Source organism: Chitinophaga sp. YR573, from assembly GCF_900110995.1.
Lineage (GTDB): Bacteria > Bacteroidota > Bacteroidia > Chitinophagales > Chitinophagaceae > Chitinophaga.
Genome location: NZ_FOJF01000001.1, coordinates 4283616 through 4300521, shown reverse-complemented (window position 1 = coordinate 4300521; position 16906 = coordinate 4283616). Strand labels below are relative to the sequence as shown.

At 43.6% G+C, this 16906-nt stretch carries 5 protein-coding genes; all 5 read right to left on the bottom strand.

The features are described 5' to 3' along the window. Window positions 1-19 precede the first annotated feature (19 nt). From BMW86_RS17970 to BMW86_RS17950, 5 genes are read right to left on the bottom strand one after another with little or no spacing between them, the layout of a single operon-like run. Entirely contained in the window at window positions 20-4174 is a 4155-nt protein-coding gene (locus BMW86_RS17970) for a PKD domain-containing protein (RefSeq protein ID WP_089783096.1), read from the bottom strand. Window positions 4175-4192: 18 nt separating this feature from the next. Next, window positions 4193-13150, bottom strand: a complete 8958-nt coding sequence (locus BMW86_RS17965; protein WP_089783095.1) for an Ig-like domain-containing protein — start codon at window positions 13148-13150, stop codon at window positions 4193-4195. A 40-nt stretch (window positions 13151-13190) separates the two neighbouring features. Beyond that, window positions 13191-14468: a DUF4302 domain-containing protein gene (locus BMW86_RS17960; RefSeq protein ID WP_089783720.1), complete on the bottom strand. Its 1278-nt coding sequence runs from the start codon at window positions 14466-14468 to the stop codon at window positions 13191-13193. Window positions 14469-14510: 42 nt separating this feature from the next. Continuing rightward, complete coding sequence (locus BMW86_RS17955) at window positions 14511-15422, bottom strand: zinc-binding metallopeptidase (RefSeq protein ID WP_089783094.1); 912 nt, start codon at window positions 15420-15422, stop codon at window positions 14511-14513. 25 nt (window positions 15423-15447) lie between these two features. Beyond that, window positions 15448-16902, bottom strand: coding sequence for a RagB/SusD family nutrient uptake outer membrane protein (locus tag BMW86_RS17950; protein WP_089783719.1), 1455 nt, complete (start codon window positions 16900-16902; stop codon window positions 15448-15450). Between the last annotated feature and the right edge of the window lie 4 nt (window positions 16903-16906).

Here is a 16906-nt window from a genome sequence, read left to right as displayed (position 1 = left end):
CGGTAAATATTTACATGGATTATTGTAGTATGGTAACAGCGCCTGATAATGGAGGGAATCCATTCTTCAGCTTGATGATATAATAGTAAGTAGCCAATGGCAGCATCTTGCCGCTGGAGGTACCGTCCCATGGAGTAGGATACCCTGTAGAACCGAATACTCTTTGTCCGTAACGGTTGAAGATCTCCACTGTACAACCCGGGTAATCTGCCAGGTTAGGGATTTCCCAGCGATCGTTGATTCCATCGCCATTAGGAGAAAACACATTCGGCACTTTTACCGGTTTGAATACTTTTACAGAGAGTTCGTCGCTTGCCGTACAATGTCCGAGTCCGGTAGCAGTCAGTACATACACCTGGTCTTCCATCGCAGCCAGTACCGGTCTTAATATATTCGCGTTGGAAAGCCCGTCAGGAGGTGACCACTGGAAAGTAAGTACAGTAGAATCATTGGCCGTTGGGTTAAACAGTACCTGTGTGCCCTGCGGAACAATGAAGGATGGTCCTGCATCTATCACCGGCTGTAAGTACACAATCACTTTTCCGGTGAATGGATCGGAGATACATCCTGCGCCGTTGGTAACTGTCAGCTGTACATCATAGTTACCGGGAACACTGTATCGTTTCACAGGGTTTGGATCGGTAGCTACAGAGCCATCACCGAACTGCCATGCCCATGTTTTGATATTGTTGTCTGCATCTGTACTCTGATCCGTGAATGTGTTATCTGCGCCTTCACATAAAGTATCGGGATACACCGTGAAGCCAGCTACCGGCTGAGTAAAGAATGCATCCAGCACCTGCGATTTACTGGCAGCACAACCATACAGAGAAGTGCTTGTCAGTTTCACTGTAAACGGACCAGTACTCTTGTAGATATGTGTAGGAGAAGCAATGATACCTGTAGCAGTGTTATCTCCGAAATCCCATACATAAGACAATGTTGAATGATCCGGAACAGTGCTTGCATTGGTGAAAACGGCTTTCCCTTCCGGCATACATATGGCAGTTGGCAATGCGAAATCAGGTACCGGCAACGGATGTACGGACACTGTTCTGGTAGCGGTATCGCTCACACAACTCTTGTCGCTGACCGCTACCAGTTTTACAGTGTAGGTATTCCATGCAGTATAGGTTTTATTAAATGCTGAATTATCGGTGTGTACTTCGTTTGTACCATCACCCAGCAACCATTTCCAGGAAGTGATATTACCGGCGGAGACAGTCGACTGGTCCGCAATAGCTACCTGTTGCCCCAGGCACACATTATCTGTGGCTGTGAAACTGGCAGCAGGTTTAGGATTTACAGTAATAGTAGAAGATATCGAATCAATACATCCTGTTCCTGATGTAAATACATACCATAAAGTATGTGTACCTACACCTGCAGCAGCAGGGTTAAAAATCCCGCTGGCATTGGTACCAGGACCTTTATATTTACCTGTTCCCGTAACGCCGTTCGTAACGCTGGCTTTGGCAACAGTAAGGATGCTGTTATCATTTACACATACAGGAGATAATGCCGTATAAGTAAGCCTTGGTTTCAGTTTAAACGTAGCGGATACAGTAGTATCTTTTGAACAACTTTTATCTGTTGTTATCTTGTATTTAATAGTATAAGTGCCGAATGAACTGTAAGTATGCTGCGGATCTTCCAGCGCAGAAGTATTAGGATTAGCAGGCGTTGCTGATGCATCACCAAAATCCCATGCATATGTACTTAATGTTTGTGCATCCGGTACAGTGGTTGTACTGTTAAACTGTACAATACCATCTACAGCCAGGCAATCATTGGGATAGGTAAATCCTACCCGGGGATTGGCATATACTGTTACGGCTTTGCTTACAGTATCACTGACACATAAGCTGCTCACCTTTACAACGTGTTTTACATTGTAAGTACCATAGTTATTGTAAGTTGTTTTTTGTCCGGCGGCAGAAGTGGCATTCAATGTAGTGCCATTATTATAATCCCAGTACCAGGCATTCACCGGAGCAGTACCTGCAAAAGTAGACTGGTCTGTAACCGTTACTTCACCTCCTTCACACAATGAATTCACAGAGGTAGTAAAATTGGCTACCGGAGGAGCAACCACCGTAATAGGGATAATCGTATCTGCGACACATCCTTCTTTGGAAATCACTTTCAGTTGTATGTTCTGCGATCCTACAGCAAACTTTCTTTTCACATTTTGTCCGCTATCCGATACAGCACCAGGGAAACTCCATTTCCAGCGATCAATATTATATCCGTTACCACTCGGGTTACCTGTAAAATATACTGTATCCAATGCGCAACCGGTATGTGTAAACGTAAAATTTGCCTGTGGTTTGGTTTGCACCGCCACTGTAATCTTCACAGATTCTGTATGGTCACATTTTTCAATACTGGGATGCGTATTTATAATCGTAATATCATAAGTACCTGTATTGCTGAACTGATAGGTTCCAGGTAACGTGTATTTATAGTAGGGAACACCTTTCACCAGTTCCTGCCCGGTGCTTACCGGTGCATTCACTGTAACGTCTGCATTAGGAGTAATAGCCGTACCCAGCGGATTGATCACCCATACCATTTTAGTAGGCTGGTAAGCCAGTAGTACGGATAACTCTACAGGTGTTTTTGTACAGGTAAAAGCATTCTTGGTACTTGAAGTATCCTGTTCATTATGTATAGCGCCCAGTGCATTCAGGTTGTTGATCAGCGTACCTGCATTGTAACCGTAACTTTCTACACTACCCAGGCCATAAGTAACCGCCGTAAAGGCGGAATCACTATACACGATACACTGTGCCTGCGCAGCTACCCATCTCTTAATAGCTACTGTATAGCCGGGAAGATTAGGATGAGGATAACTATACGTATAGGCGTTCGCCAGCCCATCAATACGAAGAGATGGAAGCCCGCCTGTAGGAATAATCATAGTGAGATAATTCACGCTGATAGATTCCCTGGTATTGCGGTAAAAACCGATTCTTTTAATAGCCTGTTCCACAGGACTCAGATACACCATTTCCGGATCTCCCAAAGTATTGAAATTGGGACAGGCTCCTGTGGAAGACATAAACTGTGCTACCAGGATAGGTTTATCTGATTCAATATAATCAGCAGTACCACTTATAAAACGGTAATAGGAATTTCCTATCAAAGTGTTCAATGGTATTTGTACACCATTCCTTTTTACCACTGTAGTTGGATCTTTAACTACTACTTTGTAGATATTGGTCATCAGACTGGATGCTAATCCATCATTTGATGTAGGCGCTGTTAAATAACGTTTACCCCATGCCTGTGAAGGGAATACCTGTTGCATATTATTATCACCGCTGCTTCCCGCCCCTGGCACACAACCGATAGCGGTACGGCTGCTGCCGGAAAATACAGCTACAGGATAACAGGTATCCGCACTGTTGGCAATAGAACGGACAGTTGTACCAGTTAGTTCATTCCCTGCACTGCCACTGGAAGCACCTACCAGTTGGTATACTTCTCCCCTGTTCAGTGTTACTGTAAAGGGCACTCCTGCCGGACGCCCGTTACGGCTTAATTTTGCGGGCGTTATTTCTATCTGTGTGTTATTATGATCAGCTACTACATACATCCAGGAGAAGCAGTCATTCGCATAATTCTGTTCACTGTTCAATGACACATAATAATATCCCCATGTTTCTACCGGCATCAGTGTAGTTGCTCCGGAAGATGCACTACCAAAAATATGTGCATAGGCTACGATAGGTACATCACTCGTAATATGAATTCCTTTTCTTGTAAAAAGACCTTCTCCACCAGTACCACCAAAAGCGGGAGGTACCGAATATAAACGCGCATCAAAAGCTCCTGACTTGGGAATAAATTCTGTTGGGATTACTGTATTGGCAGGGATGCTGTAGCTCCTTGTCCAGGTGGTTCCATCAATCGTTACCGTTACCTGTGCAGCTTGTTCTGCACTTAAATAAAGAATCATCTCCTGACTGTTATTCTGCAACGGTTCCATGAATTCATGGTGACCATAACTCACCCAGAAATCCTTCCCTTTGTTAGAGAGGTCCTGTGCAAATGTTGAAATACCAGCTATCAGTAATAATAAAGTTATTAAGAGGGATTTGCTACCTGTGCCCCCGCCATAAGGCGGAGAGCACAAGCAAGCAAATGTATTTTTTATAGGATTTTCCATGATCTGCAAATTTTTATCTTACCGAATCAGGTTAACAGAACCTTTTCTATCTACCTCAGTACCATCGATCAATTTCAGTTTGCATACATAGATGTATACACCGGAAGGTTGTGCTTTACGTTTGTAATAGCCATCCCATCCTACTGACTGGTTATTGGTTTCGAATACTTTCTCACCCCACTGGTTGAAGATCATAAAGTGTACTTCTTTTATGATAGCTCCATACACCTGTAACACATCATTCAAACCATCACCATTTGGTGAGAAGGCATTAGGAATGTAGATACCATCGGTGAGGGTTACAGCAGATGCAGGATCAGATATTTTATCATTACAACCTTTCGCTTTAACGAGCAGTGTAACAGTTTGTACTGGTCTTAATCCGGTAACCAGATGTTCCAGTCCGAGAGGTCCGGAAGAAGGCTCTGTCCAGGTAACACCATTATCTGTAGATACTTCATAACCTGTTGCAGCAGTAACAGCATCCCATTTGAAACGGATGGCGTTTACGCCGATTGAATCCACTGTTACTACAGGACTAACAATTACCGGCAGTACCAGCAATGTAGCCGGGGTACGTTTGCTACCAGGGCAACCTCCCATTACAGTTTCTACATAATAGATGGCTTTGCTGACAGCAGATGGTACGGTGAAACTTGTACCGGTTCCCAGCAATGCGCCATTGACAGCGGCATTATACCAGTTGTATGTCAGTGCCGGATCAGGGTTCTGTACGCTGAAGGTGACACTGGCCCCATAACAAACCGTGATGGTATCCTTCACCATTTTCGCACTACCCGGATCATTTACTACTACCTGTTTTGAAGTATCTCCTATACAACCGGCAGCGGTAATAATATGCAGCTCTTCTACATAAGTACCTGCGGCAGGATATTTCCTGGTAACATGTGATGTATATGCATTGGTACCGTCTGCAAAATTCCATTTCCAGATATTGATGGCGGCATTGTTTTCTGTAACAACCTGACCATCCAGTATGGCTTCGTCACTGATACAACCGGAGTAATCTATACTGAAGTCTACCAGAGGTGCGCTGATCACTTTTATTTCCAGCATCACTTCAGAAGTATTATTACAGCTTTCTATATCCGGATGAGTCATCTGCAACGGTATGTAATAAGTACCCGGTACAGTGAACATATAATCACTGGTGAGATTGTATTTGTAGTATTTCTTTCCGTTCGCTTCTATTGAATCTATCGGTACAGGATTAGCCTGTATTACATCTGTTGCCGGTATCAGGTTACTTACCTGGCTTAACTCCCATTTGAGTGAAGTAGGTTTAACAGGCAGCATAGCTGTAAAGCGGAACGGTGTTTTAGCACAGGTATACTTGCTTGGAGTACCACTTGAATCGTAAGTATTACTGAACGTTGTTTTCATGTTCAGATCCCTTACCAGCGTACCGGCATTGTAACCATAACTTTCTGCACTTCCTAATCCGTAAGTGATAGCAGTAAAGGCTGAATCGCTGGTTACGATACATTGTGCCTTGGCGGCTAACCAACGTTTTACAACTACTGTATAACCACTCTTGTTTGGATGAGCATAAGAATAATCATATGTATTGGTACCATCAATCAACAGAGAAGGTAATGCTGATGTTGGTGTGATCAATGTCAGGTAATTCACGTTGATAGATTCTACGGTGTTACGGTATAATCCCACACTGTTAATACCCTGTTCAATCGGACTGAGATAGAATATTTCCGGATCACCCAAACCACTTGTATTAGGACAGGCACCGGCAGAAGCCAGATACTGTGCTACTGTAATCGGTTTATCAGCTTCCACATAATCCGCTGTACCACTTTCATACTGATAGTAACGGTCATTGATCAATCCTCTCAGTCTTGCACCATTCAGGAATACTGCTGTAGAAGTATCCTTCACCATTACACGATAAATGTTTGTGCCTAACACCGTAGCATCTTCACTGTTGGAAGTAGGTGCAGTGAGATAATGCTGACCCCATGCCTGTGAAGGGAAGTTCTGCTGGATGTTGTTATCACCGGAGCTTCCAGACATACCATCACAACTTAAAGAAGTACGGCTGTTACCAGAGAATACCGCTACCGGATAACACTTACCATTTGCATTGGAGATAGAACGGATCTTACTACCAGAGAGGTCATATCCTTCTGCACTTGACTTGATAGCACCCAGTACCTGGTAAACCTCTCCTTTATTCAGTGTAATCGTAAACGGTACTCCTGCAGGACGGCCATTCAACGTTGGTGTTGAAGGTGTGATCTCTACCATTGTATTATCGTTGTCCGCTACTACATAGAACCAGGAATAAGTATTGTTGTTAGCGCCATAACTCTGTCGTGACATCAGTGCATAGTACTCATAACCATATGTACCTACAGGTAACAACATCGTTGCACCGGAAGATGTACTTCCATAAATATGTGCATAAGCTACTATTGGTGCATCACTTTCTATACTGATACCTTTATCAGAAAGACCTTCCACCAGCAGACGGGCATCACTTAAACCGTTCTTAGGCATAAGATCAGTTACCAGTACATTCCTGGCTGCCACCGTGTATTCTTTCTTCCATGAGGTACCATTTATTTTTACGATAACATGCGACAGCTGATCAGCACTCAGGTACAACACCATGTTCTGTGTATTATCAGTACCAAAGAACTGGTGATGACCATAACCTACCCAGAAGCGGGTGCCTCTGTTAGAGCTGTCAGGCATTGCCGGTATTGTAGGCTTATCAGGCAGATTACCTTTCAGTCCGGTAAATCTGTCAATGTATTTTAATGAAGTATCTGCTATGATATTCGCTGTGATATCCACAGTACTGCTATCACTCACCTGCCATAAAGAGTCCGCATCAGTTCTTCCCAGGCGGATGTTCATTTCCTTATCCATAGTACCCTGCCATGAATCCACATAGAATTGTTGCAGATCATATTTGTACGCACCAGGTCCATTCGCATCTATATCTGTGTAGAAGTACATGAACTCTCTGCCCGGAGCCAGTTTAGGTGGCTTGATACCGGAATATCTCTTCAGTGTGATATCTGCTGGTACTGCTGCAGACGGAGACCATGTAATTTTGGCCACTGTATCTGTACCAAACATAAACCGCTGGGTAGTACCTGCGGCAGGCGCTAATGGTACAGGCTGCAACAGTGGAGGTTCTACTGCCGGCAGGAACTCATAGGCTCCCATATCCGGTACGCCTTCTGCCAGTGTAACAGGACGGTATTGATTATTGATGTCATGATCATTACCTGTTACCTGCACACCACGGCCATGTATAGCCCATACATCCGGGTTGTTAACATCAGGTGTCAGGTTTGTATTACTGATAAATGCCGGTTTGTATACGATAGAGCTGATATCCAGGTCGGATGCAGTTCTCCAGGCAGACAGTGTGGCATAATTGGTAGCTGGTGCAACTGTTTTTCTTACAAGCGTAGCGCCTGAAGTATACAGGGTATTATAATCACTGTTGATGTAATCAGGAGCATACACCAGTAAAGCATAACCTCCACCCAAATGAGAGAAGATATTATTACGCAGCCTGATATTACCATAAGTAGCACTTGTATGGTATAAGTATGCGGCTACGTTGTTGGTTGAAGAAGTAGCACTGCTCTGGAAGGTATTATTATAGTAATTGATGTTGTTGTCCAGATAACTGTACAGGGCGTAAGAGCTGCTACCGGAGGTGGCTATACCCACTACGTTATTGACAGTTGTATTATTGCTGCAATAATAAAGGTCCAGACCATACAGCGAACCGGTATTGCCTGTTGCTGCATATACCTTATTGGCTGCTACTAATCCCGGCATACCCAGTGTACCATCACAATACTCCATGTAAATACCATATACTGTTGTAGTAGCATTACTGATATTCACTTTGTTTTGTGTAACGCGGTAAGCGGAGTCTCCATAACTTAAAACAATACCATAAGAAGTACTGGCCAGTGGCGCAGTGCTGTTAACTGTATTCCTGGTAATAGCCACACTGGTTGTATTCAGGGTGTAAATACCATTTACGTAAGCACCGTTCACAGTATTGCTGTCTATCGCAAGTGAAGGAGCTAACAATGTATTTGACGGACCTGAGAACCAGATACCGCTGGCGCCATTGGTAATGGTATTTCCCGTGATGGTGATATTCTTACCAGGGAAAGCATTGGCATAAACCCCTACTATATTTGTATTGTTAGTAGTAGTTGCCGGCATGTTTATCTTATTATACAACAGGCTGTCGTAAGCTGCTGTACCTGCCAGTTCCACTACCCTTGCATTCGTAGTACCTGCCGCTGTAATCGTCAGGTTTTTATAAGTTACATAACTGGCACTATCCAGTTTTAATACATAGTTGAGTGCTGCAGTTGTTGGATAAGTAAGTATGACAGAAGCAGGGTCACCATTCTGACTACGGAAGGTGATACGACTTGTATCTGAAGCCCCTCCTACTCTATGCATACGTACCTGCTCTGTATAAGTACCAGGTACTGCTTCAAAAATTACTTCACCAGCTATACCACATTCCATGGCCTGCACTGCTGCTGTAAATGAAGGGAAGTTCCTGGAACCGGATCCTGCAGGATTAATAGTGTAAAGCCCTTTGATCAACGGTGCATTCATATTTACATATGCGACTGTTGAGTAGGCCGTATCCGTACCACTACATACAATGCGGCAACGGAAATAGTTATTCATACCCAGTTCTGTTTTGAACAGGGATACATACATCGTGTCAGTGATATTGATCCACGGACCAGTTGCAGTAAAACCAGACTGCCATTGGTAGGTCAGTCTTCCACCAGGAGTATTACCTGTGAGGTCCAGTGTAATTGGTCTGCCCAGGCAAATACCTGAAGTAGGTGTAACTACAGCGGTACCTGCATTGAGCGGTGTTGTACACAGCGGAACATCTATTTCATAAGCACCGATATCAGGTTTGGTAGTACTTCTTGATACACCCAGGATGTCATTGGTAATACCTACAGGTACACCGGTGTTATCCATCGGAACAATTACCGGAGCAAGATTCCCATTCGCCGCATCTGCATAAATAGGGTCCATGCTTACGGAAGCAGCATCCTGACCGGTAGCTATCTTCCAGTCTGCCAGGGTTGTATAATTAGCCCCAAAATATCCGGTGTAATTAGTATTAGCTGCACCACCACCTTTTACATAATAGTCGTTGTTGTTGGCAACGATCTCTGTACCGGTTGATCCCAGGTACATCGCATATTTCGTACTGAAAGCCGGAGCAGTGACAGTAATAATATTATTGATAAACTTCAGTTCACTGGTAGTACCACTCTGATAAAATCCTGCTAAAGTGTTGAAAGTAGAACTACCATTATTATTATCCAGAGAGATAGTATTATGGTAATAAGAAGTATTGGCAGAATAACCATTGTAGATGCCATAAGAAGATCCCTGACCGTTGACATTGTAGATAACATTGTTAGATACAATATTTGTAGCTCCTGTTGGGGCATCTGAAGAGCTGAAGGCGATGCCATAGAAGGCACTGGTACTGGTAGGAATACCACCAAAAGGATTGGTAATCCTGTTCTCAGAGATATTCAGTAATCCACTCTGACCGAGCACATAAATCCCGTCAAAGGTAGATACACTGGTACGCGTAGGACGGGTGATCAGGTTACCACGGATCTGCGTATTATAAGGATAATACAGGTAGAACCCATAAACGTAAAAGTCTTTAACAGTATTGCGGGTAAAGCGGTTACCGATGATCTGGTCATTATTACCACCCACTACCGTTACACCATAGTAACCACCGGTAATGGTATTGTTACTGAAAGTATTACCTGTACAACGGGTACTACCGGTAGTAGCAGCGCCATTATCTGCAGCGTTCATCACAATACCTGCATAAGCATCAGAAGTAGATGTAGTGCTGGTAATGATATTACATCTGCGGAAGGTATTACTGTCTGCATAATTGATCAGTTGAACACCATATCCGTAGCTGCCTGTACCTGTAGCATCAATGGTCAGACTATCGAAAGTAATATAGTCCGAGTGTTTCAGCTTTATTACCGCACGTTCATCTGTATTCGTTGAGCTGAAATGGATAGTATTACCATTACCCAGGAAGGTGATTGTGTTGATCGCAGAAACCCCTCTTATTGAATCCAGCAAAAGCTGTTCTTCATAAGGAGTACGGCCTGCAACAACATTAAAGATCACCGGTCCGCTGATACCACATTGCATAGCAGCTTTCGCGGCGTTAAAGCTCACGAAGTTAAGTGCACTTGCCGGCGCATTTTTATCGATTGAATACGTATTACCAGGCAGGGCAGGATTTACGGTTAACAGCACCGGATCAGAATAGGTGGTACTGCTACCGCAGGTCACTGCTGCACGATAGTATAATGTTGTTGTTGCTTTTATAGTTGTATCAGGGAACGTAATCGGAAGACCCAGATTTGTATACGTACCGGTAGCAGTTGTTGAATATTGCCACTGATAAGTTTGGGTAAGTCCCATTGAGTTACCGTTGAGATTAAGTGATACCGCTACATCTGTACATACAGGTGTGATGTTAACCGCGGCAGCACCTGCTGTTGGAGGAGCAGTACATACTGCAGGCGTAAATTCATACGCCCCCATATCCGGAGTAGTAGTACTACGGGTCGCATTATTGATATCTGCCAGGATACCGATGGGGGTACCTCTGTCATTCACCGCAGCACTGGTAGGTGCATAATTGCCGATAGTAATATCTGCATAGATAGGATTGGTAGCAATGGAATTAGCATCCTGGAATGCAGCAGCTCTCCAGTTGGCCAATGTTAGCTGATTACTTACGCTATATCCTGTAAAGGCATTTGTTACCGAAGGACTGATAAAGAGATCATTATAATTTGAAACGATCACACTGCTGGACGTAGCAAAATATAAGGCATGTTTAGTACCTGGTCCTCCACGGGTGATCGTTATAAGGTTATCAATGAAGTTGATCCCTGCGGCGTTGGTAGTCTGGTAAAAACCTCTCGTCACATAAGAAGATGCCAGCGTAGCACCATCCAGTGAAAGAGTATTATGATAATACCATACATTGTCTGAACTGGAATTATAGAATCCATATACACTTCCGTTTCCGGTCAGGTTATATATCAGGTTATTGCTTATCACATTTTCCAGCTGTGACAATGCATCCACACTCGTTAAATAAATTCCATAGAAAGTACCGGTGCTGGTTAGAGCCCCGCCAAACGGATCAGTAAAACGGTTGGCATTAATATTCACCTTCGTACTGAGTCCTGTCATATAAATACCATAGAAATCACTCACAGAAGTACGGGCAGGTCTGCTGAATGTATTGCTCTGAATACTGGCATTGAAGGCTCCCTGTATGTACATCCCGTAATTATAAAAATCACGGAACTTATTATTGGAAATCACGTTACCTGCATTAGATGTAGTAGTGCTACCTACCATGGTCATTCCATAGTAACCACCAATGATGGTATTACCACTGAATACGTTATTATCACAGTTCGCGGTACCGGTAGCTGTAGCAGAACTGGCGCTGCTACTGATCACAATACCTGCAAAGTTGGTAGAAGTAGAAGTTGTATTACTGAGGATGGTACAGTTGGTGAAACTATTAAAGTCTGCATCATTTATCAGTTGTACTGCAAAACCATATTCTGTTCCGGCACTGCCCTTCGCATTGATCACAAGGTTCACAAAGCGGATATAATCTGCACCATTTAGTTTGATGACTTCACGCTCGTTACTGTTGGTTGATAAGTAAGCAAGTGTATCTGCATTACCATTAAATGTAACAGTATTTGTTGCGGAAGCACCCGGAACAGGAGTCATGTTCAGCTGTTCGTTGTATGGGCCGGAGCCTGCAACGACATTGAATACTACCGGTCCGTTGATACCGCATTTAATATAGTTATAGGCGTCATTAAATGAAGCAAAGTTGCCTCCACCAGTAGGTAATGCTTTATTGATAGCGAACGTTCCTGATACCAGCGTAGGACTGGTTACCTGCACAGCGGTAGAAGTAGCCGTAGCACCACTGGTGGTACATGTTACCACGCAGCGGTAATAAGTACTAACCTGCTGTGTGGTGGTCAGTGCGGCAGTGGTATCATTTGGAATATTTGTCCATGTAATATTATTCGTAGAAGACTGCCATTGATATTTAAGCCCTGAAGCCACGGTAACACCGGTAAGGCTCAGGGTAAAGTTCTCATTCAAACACACACTGGAAACGCTGGTGACAGCAGTTCCCGCATTAGGAGTACCGGTACAGGCAACTGCCGGTGTCCAGTTAAAGATAATATCAGGGCGGGTATCCATATTCCCGCTATTATCAGGATCTAATGTGCTGCACAGGTTCCCTTCATTATCATTTTTGTAGGTACTGGACCCATTAAAAGATAAGCCCTCTGTCCATGCCACCACCGCATTACTGGTATATTGTATAGGTCCTGTAGGGTTATTGGGATCACCGGAACAAACTTCCACCAGTATATTATCTACACCGTTCCAGAAAAATGACGGAGTACAGGGAAAGCTATTCAGCCCTGCAACCGGCTGGTAGTCGACCGGACCATAGATCACTGTGCCGGAGGGTTCCCAGGTTACATCACTCAACGATGCTGTAGATGTAGCCGATATTTTCACCGTATACTGTTCAATAATACCACAGCCATTTACGTCTGTGACATTAAACCTGATAGCGTTAATAAAACCAGGGCCTATGCCTTTGGCTATTAATTCGCTGGCCTTGTAAAGGTATTGCGCACGGTTACCTTCCCAGTAATCCTGCAAAGGGGCCGGGTAAGTAGTACCGCCGTTTGAACCGGTCCCGGAACCGATGGTGACATCTGTTTGTGCATACGAGCTCAATGCCGACAACAGCATGAAGAGCAGGTACAGGGTGGTTTTCAGTACAGAAAAGGGCTTAGTTCTCATATGGGTCTTTTTATACTAAGGGTTCAAAAATGGATGTACATCAGTTATTCCAGGAGATCCAGCTGCGTGCATCTTTGACGTTCACCATGTCATAGGTGTAGTTACCTGTTTGCACGAAATAGAACCCTGCGGTTTCAGAGAATTTGGTTGTTATATTTGCTAAAGCTGTAGCGCCGTCTGTGGGAGCTGTGCCGAAAGTGCCGGCAGCAGAAAAAACAACGGTGCCATTTGTATTAAACTTAGGTTTTAATGCAGGGCCGAAAGTGGCGGATGTAAATATGGCACCTGCATCATACCCCGAATTAAAGTTGGGGTAATAAAACATGAACTGAAAGCCGGAAATACGATTTACGCCATAGGCGTCATCCACACCATCTACATGGAAGCCACTTGTAGATACCCAATAAGAGCCCGCATTGGCCGCTGCATTCCACCAACGGCTACCGGCAGTGGCATCTACCAGCAGCGGTTTGATAACGCCCGTAATAGTGGCATCTGCGCCATTTACTTTAAATTTCATTGATTGCCCCGCAGCATCCCAGATCACATTTTCAAAAGCGCTGATGCTTTGTTTGCCATCATTGAGTGGTGATGTCAGCGCTATGCCATTACTGGTATAGTAATACGGTGTGCTAAAGGATTTTGCACCTTCAGCCGTATTCCATACAAACTGAATCTGGCGGTACAATTTGTTAACGTACATGTCGTACTTGCTTCCACCTGCCGTTAACTGTTTAAAGTAAGTAAGGAACCGGGAAATATTATTGAACTCCCAGTTCCGTTTTTTCTCGTAATAATCCTGTGCCTCCTGTGAGGTAGCTTTGACAAGCAAGGCCTTACTGCCATGCAATCGTCCTGTAAGTTTTATTGTATCGCCATAAATACCATCTATGGCAAATTCAAAATCAGAATATAATCCCTGACCATATACACCTCCGTTGACACTTCCATCGGGGTCACACAGTACATGGATGTAAGAATAGGTATCAAACAATAGTGAAGGCTGCTGCAGGGCTTTCAGACGATAACTGCTTTCCTTTACCGTTACAGCAGAGAGTGAATCAAAATCCGAGAACATCTGTACCCGGTTTGCAGTATCAAATTTGAAATAAAATCCAAAAGGGGTACCCGGAATACCCGAAGGGTAAACTAATCCTTTCCAGCCATACTCAGAACCTGTTAAAGCGGAGCTATATTCTGCCAGTGTTTTATTGATTCTCTCATCCGGAGACTGATCAAACACAAAATCATCTTTTTTCCTGCAGGAAGAAAGTGTAGCCGTGATCAGTAAAATATATAAGAATAGATTTTTTGTCATAAGGATTGTTTTGCTTCCCTCCCGGGTATTCATCTGTTTATTTTAATAAAAAAGACCGTCAATAGATTTCCTTGTATTACTCTGCAGACTATAGAAGTCGATGTTATATGCCGATTTAAAATAGCTTACCACCATCGCTTCCTTTTGTCTCAACCGGTCCATTGCCTGGGCCTGTGTAACACCGTCTTCACTTGTACCTGCAGGAATACTGTTTACCAGCTTATCAAATCCGCCTTTACCTTCTATCAGCATGGTTGCAATCATCTCCACGAAATCTTCATTTTCACTGGACATTGCATAAGGTGTTACAAAACCGTCCCAGTGCGCCGTCTGATCAGATATGTTGTTCCAGTTACCTGTATAATAACCTGCACAGATCTTCTTGAACTCTACAGGATACATGATAGTCTGATGAAGGATATGCCCGAATTCATGTTCTATTACATGAAAAATCTGTTTCACATTAGCGGTATCACCCAGTGTATAACCGTCCATTTGTTTTGTGCGGAATTCATTCAGCAGGTACATCACTACTTTACGTCCGCCTTCTGCTGTACCCAACGTGATGGTACCGTTGTCATTCCAGCTGGCACTGCCGGAGAGAATGAAAAACTTAGGACTGTATTTCTTGAAAAACAGAGACCCTGCTGCATTGATATAGTTATCTATCCACACTTTCTTAATGGCCTGCATTGCAGGTATCACCACTTCTTCTTTAGGCGGCACCAGTGTTTTGGTAACATCAAATTCAAACTGGTCCCATTTATATTTTACTTCGATATTGTAAGGCACTGTGATAGTGTCATACAACCAGGCATCCAAAGATCCCGGGACCCAGGTATCGCCCCCCAGGCCCGGGATATTCTGCACACCACTCAGATCATCTTTTTTACTGGAACATGCGCCCAGTACAGCTACTACTGTCAGAAAAAAGAATGCTTTTATAAGTTTCATATCCTTAGTTATTTTTTAATTAAGATCAACGGGGATTAAGCGCAATACCAGATGTTAATGCAGATGCCGGGATCTGTAATACACGGCGCTTATCATCTACAGCGAGCGTAAGCGTTTCTCCAAATACAGTGTAATGCGTTACCGCTATTTTATACCGCTGAAGATCAAACCAGCGAGATCCTTCCTGTAGATATTCTGCACGTTTAAAATCCATGACAGTCTGTAACAAACCGCTTGCTACAGATGTAATGCCATAATAGTTTTTAATAGAAGTAGTAGTAATCTTATGTGTGGAAGCGCTGTAATTCTTAATCCTCTTGCTGGCGAAGAGGTTCAGATCTGCCAGTACCGCATCGTTATTCCCGAGGTAAATATTTGCTTCTGCCCTGTTGAACAATACTTCTTCTGTAGTGAAGAGAGGCACCATTACATAAGGGTCTCCGATGGTGGCATTCACAGAAGACTTTACAAAGTATTCTGTGAGTTTTGGTACGAAGTAGTCTCTTGTACCATAGTAATATATTGGGTACACAAACTTTCCACCCGTAACATTACTTTCCAGTATGGCAGTTTCATGTGAATAATCAAGTCCGTATCTATATTGTGCCACATAGCGGCCATAGAGAGACGGTGTTTCTACCAGCAACAGGTTTGCACTCTGGGAGGCGTTTGCGTAAGTAGCCCATAGTTCAGCAGGTGTCATTGTGCTGTAAGTAGTATTCCAGGGACGCATATTACCGGCAACATCATTGTTAGGAAATGCCAGGTTTGCATATTCTACTACCTTCTGGTAATTCTTTTTAAAAAGATAGAACCTGGTAGCAAAAGCATATGCGGCAGATTTATTAAAATGATAGTGCGGTACTTTATAATTCCCGTCATTGATCAGTGGCAGTCCCTGCAACAGATCTTTTTCAATCATCTCATATACATAAGCCACTGTTTTACGCTCGTATGGTTTCATCACCACAGTTTCCGGTTCTGTCACATAAGGAATACCAGCGTCTGCGGAGGCAGTTGTTTCATCATAAAATTTGGAGAAGAAGGTCACCAGCATAAAATGAGCATATGCTCTTGCTACCAGTGCCTCTCCTTTCTGCGCCTGATACAGGGAAGTATCGGCAGCAGCATTACAGGCTTTCAGCGCATTGTTGGCGGCAGCAATAGCTGTGTAACAAGCCTGCCAGTAAAACTCCGGAGAGTCCTGTTGTGTACTTTGTACATCATTGAAACTAAAAGGGTCCTGGTTGCTCCTTTCAAGAACACCGGCGCCTTTATCAGCTACGTTATCGGACATCGCTTCACAGAAAACGATATAGTTTCCCTGTGGATAAGCAGTACCTAACAACTGGGTTACCTTTTCAGGCGTATCCAGTTCTGTCCAGCTACTGTCTGGAGATTTATCAAGATATTTCGTACACCCTGAAAGGGTTAAAACACTTATACTAATGACCGATGCCTTTGTAAAAAAATTCATCATAACC

Excerpts from the sequence above, each read along its gene's own strand:
- BMW86_RS17950 (WP_089783719.1), bottom strand. The coding sequence starts at position 16,902 with ATGATGAATTTTTTTACAAAGGCATCGGTCATTAGTATAAGTGTTTTA.
- BMW86_RS17955 (WP_089783094.1), bottom strand. The coding sequence starts at position 15,422 with ATGAAACTTATAAAAGCATTCTTTTTTCTGACAGTAGTAGCTGTACTG.
- BMW86_RS17970 (WP_089783096.1), bottom strand. The coding sequence starts at position 4,174 with ATGGAAAATCCTATAAAAAATACATTTGCTTGCTTGTGCTCTCCGCCT.
- BMW86_RS17965 (WP_089783095.1), bottom strand. The coding sequence starts at position 13,150 with ATGAGAACTAAGCCCTTTTCTGTACTGAAAACCACCCTGTACCTGCTC.
- BMW86_RS17960 (WP_089783720.1), bottom strand. The coding sequence starts at position 14,468 with ATGACAAAAAATCTATTCTTATATATTTTACTGATCACGGCTACACTT.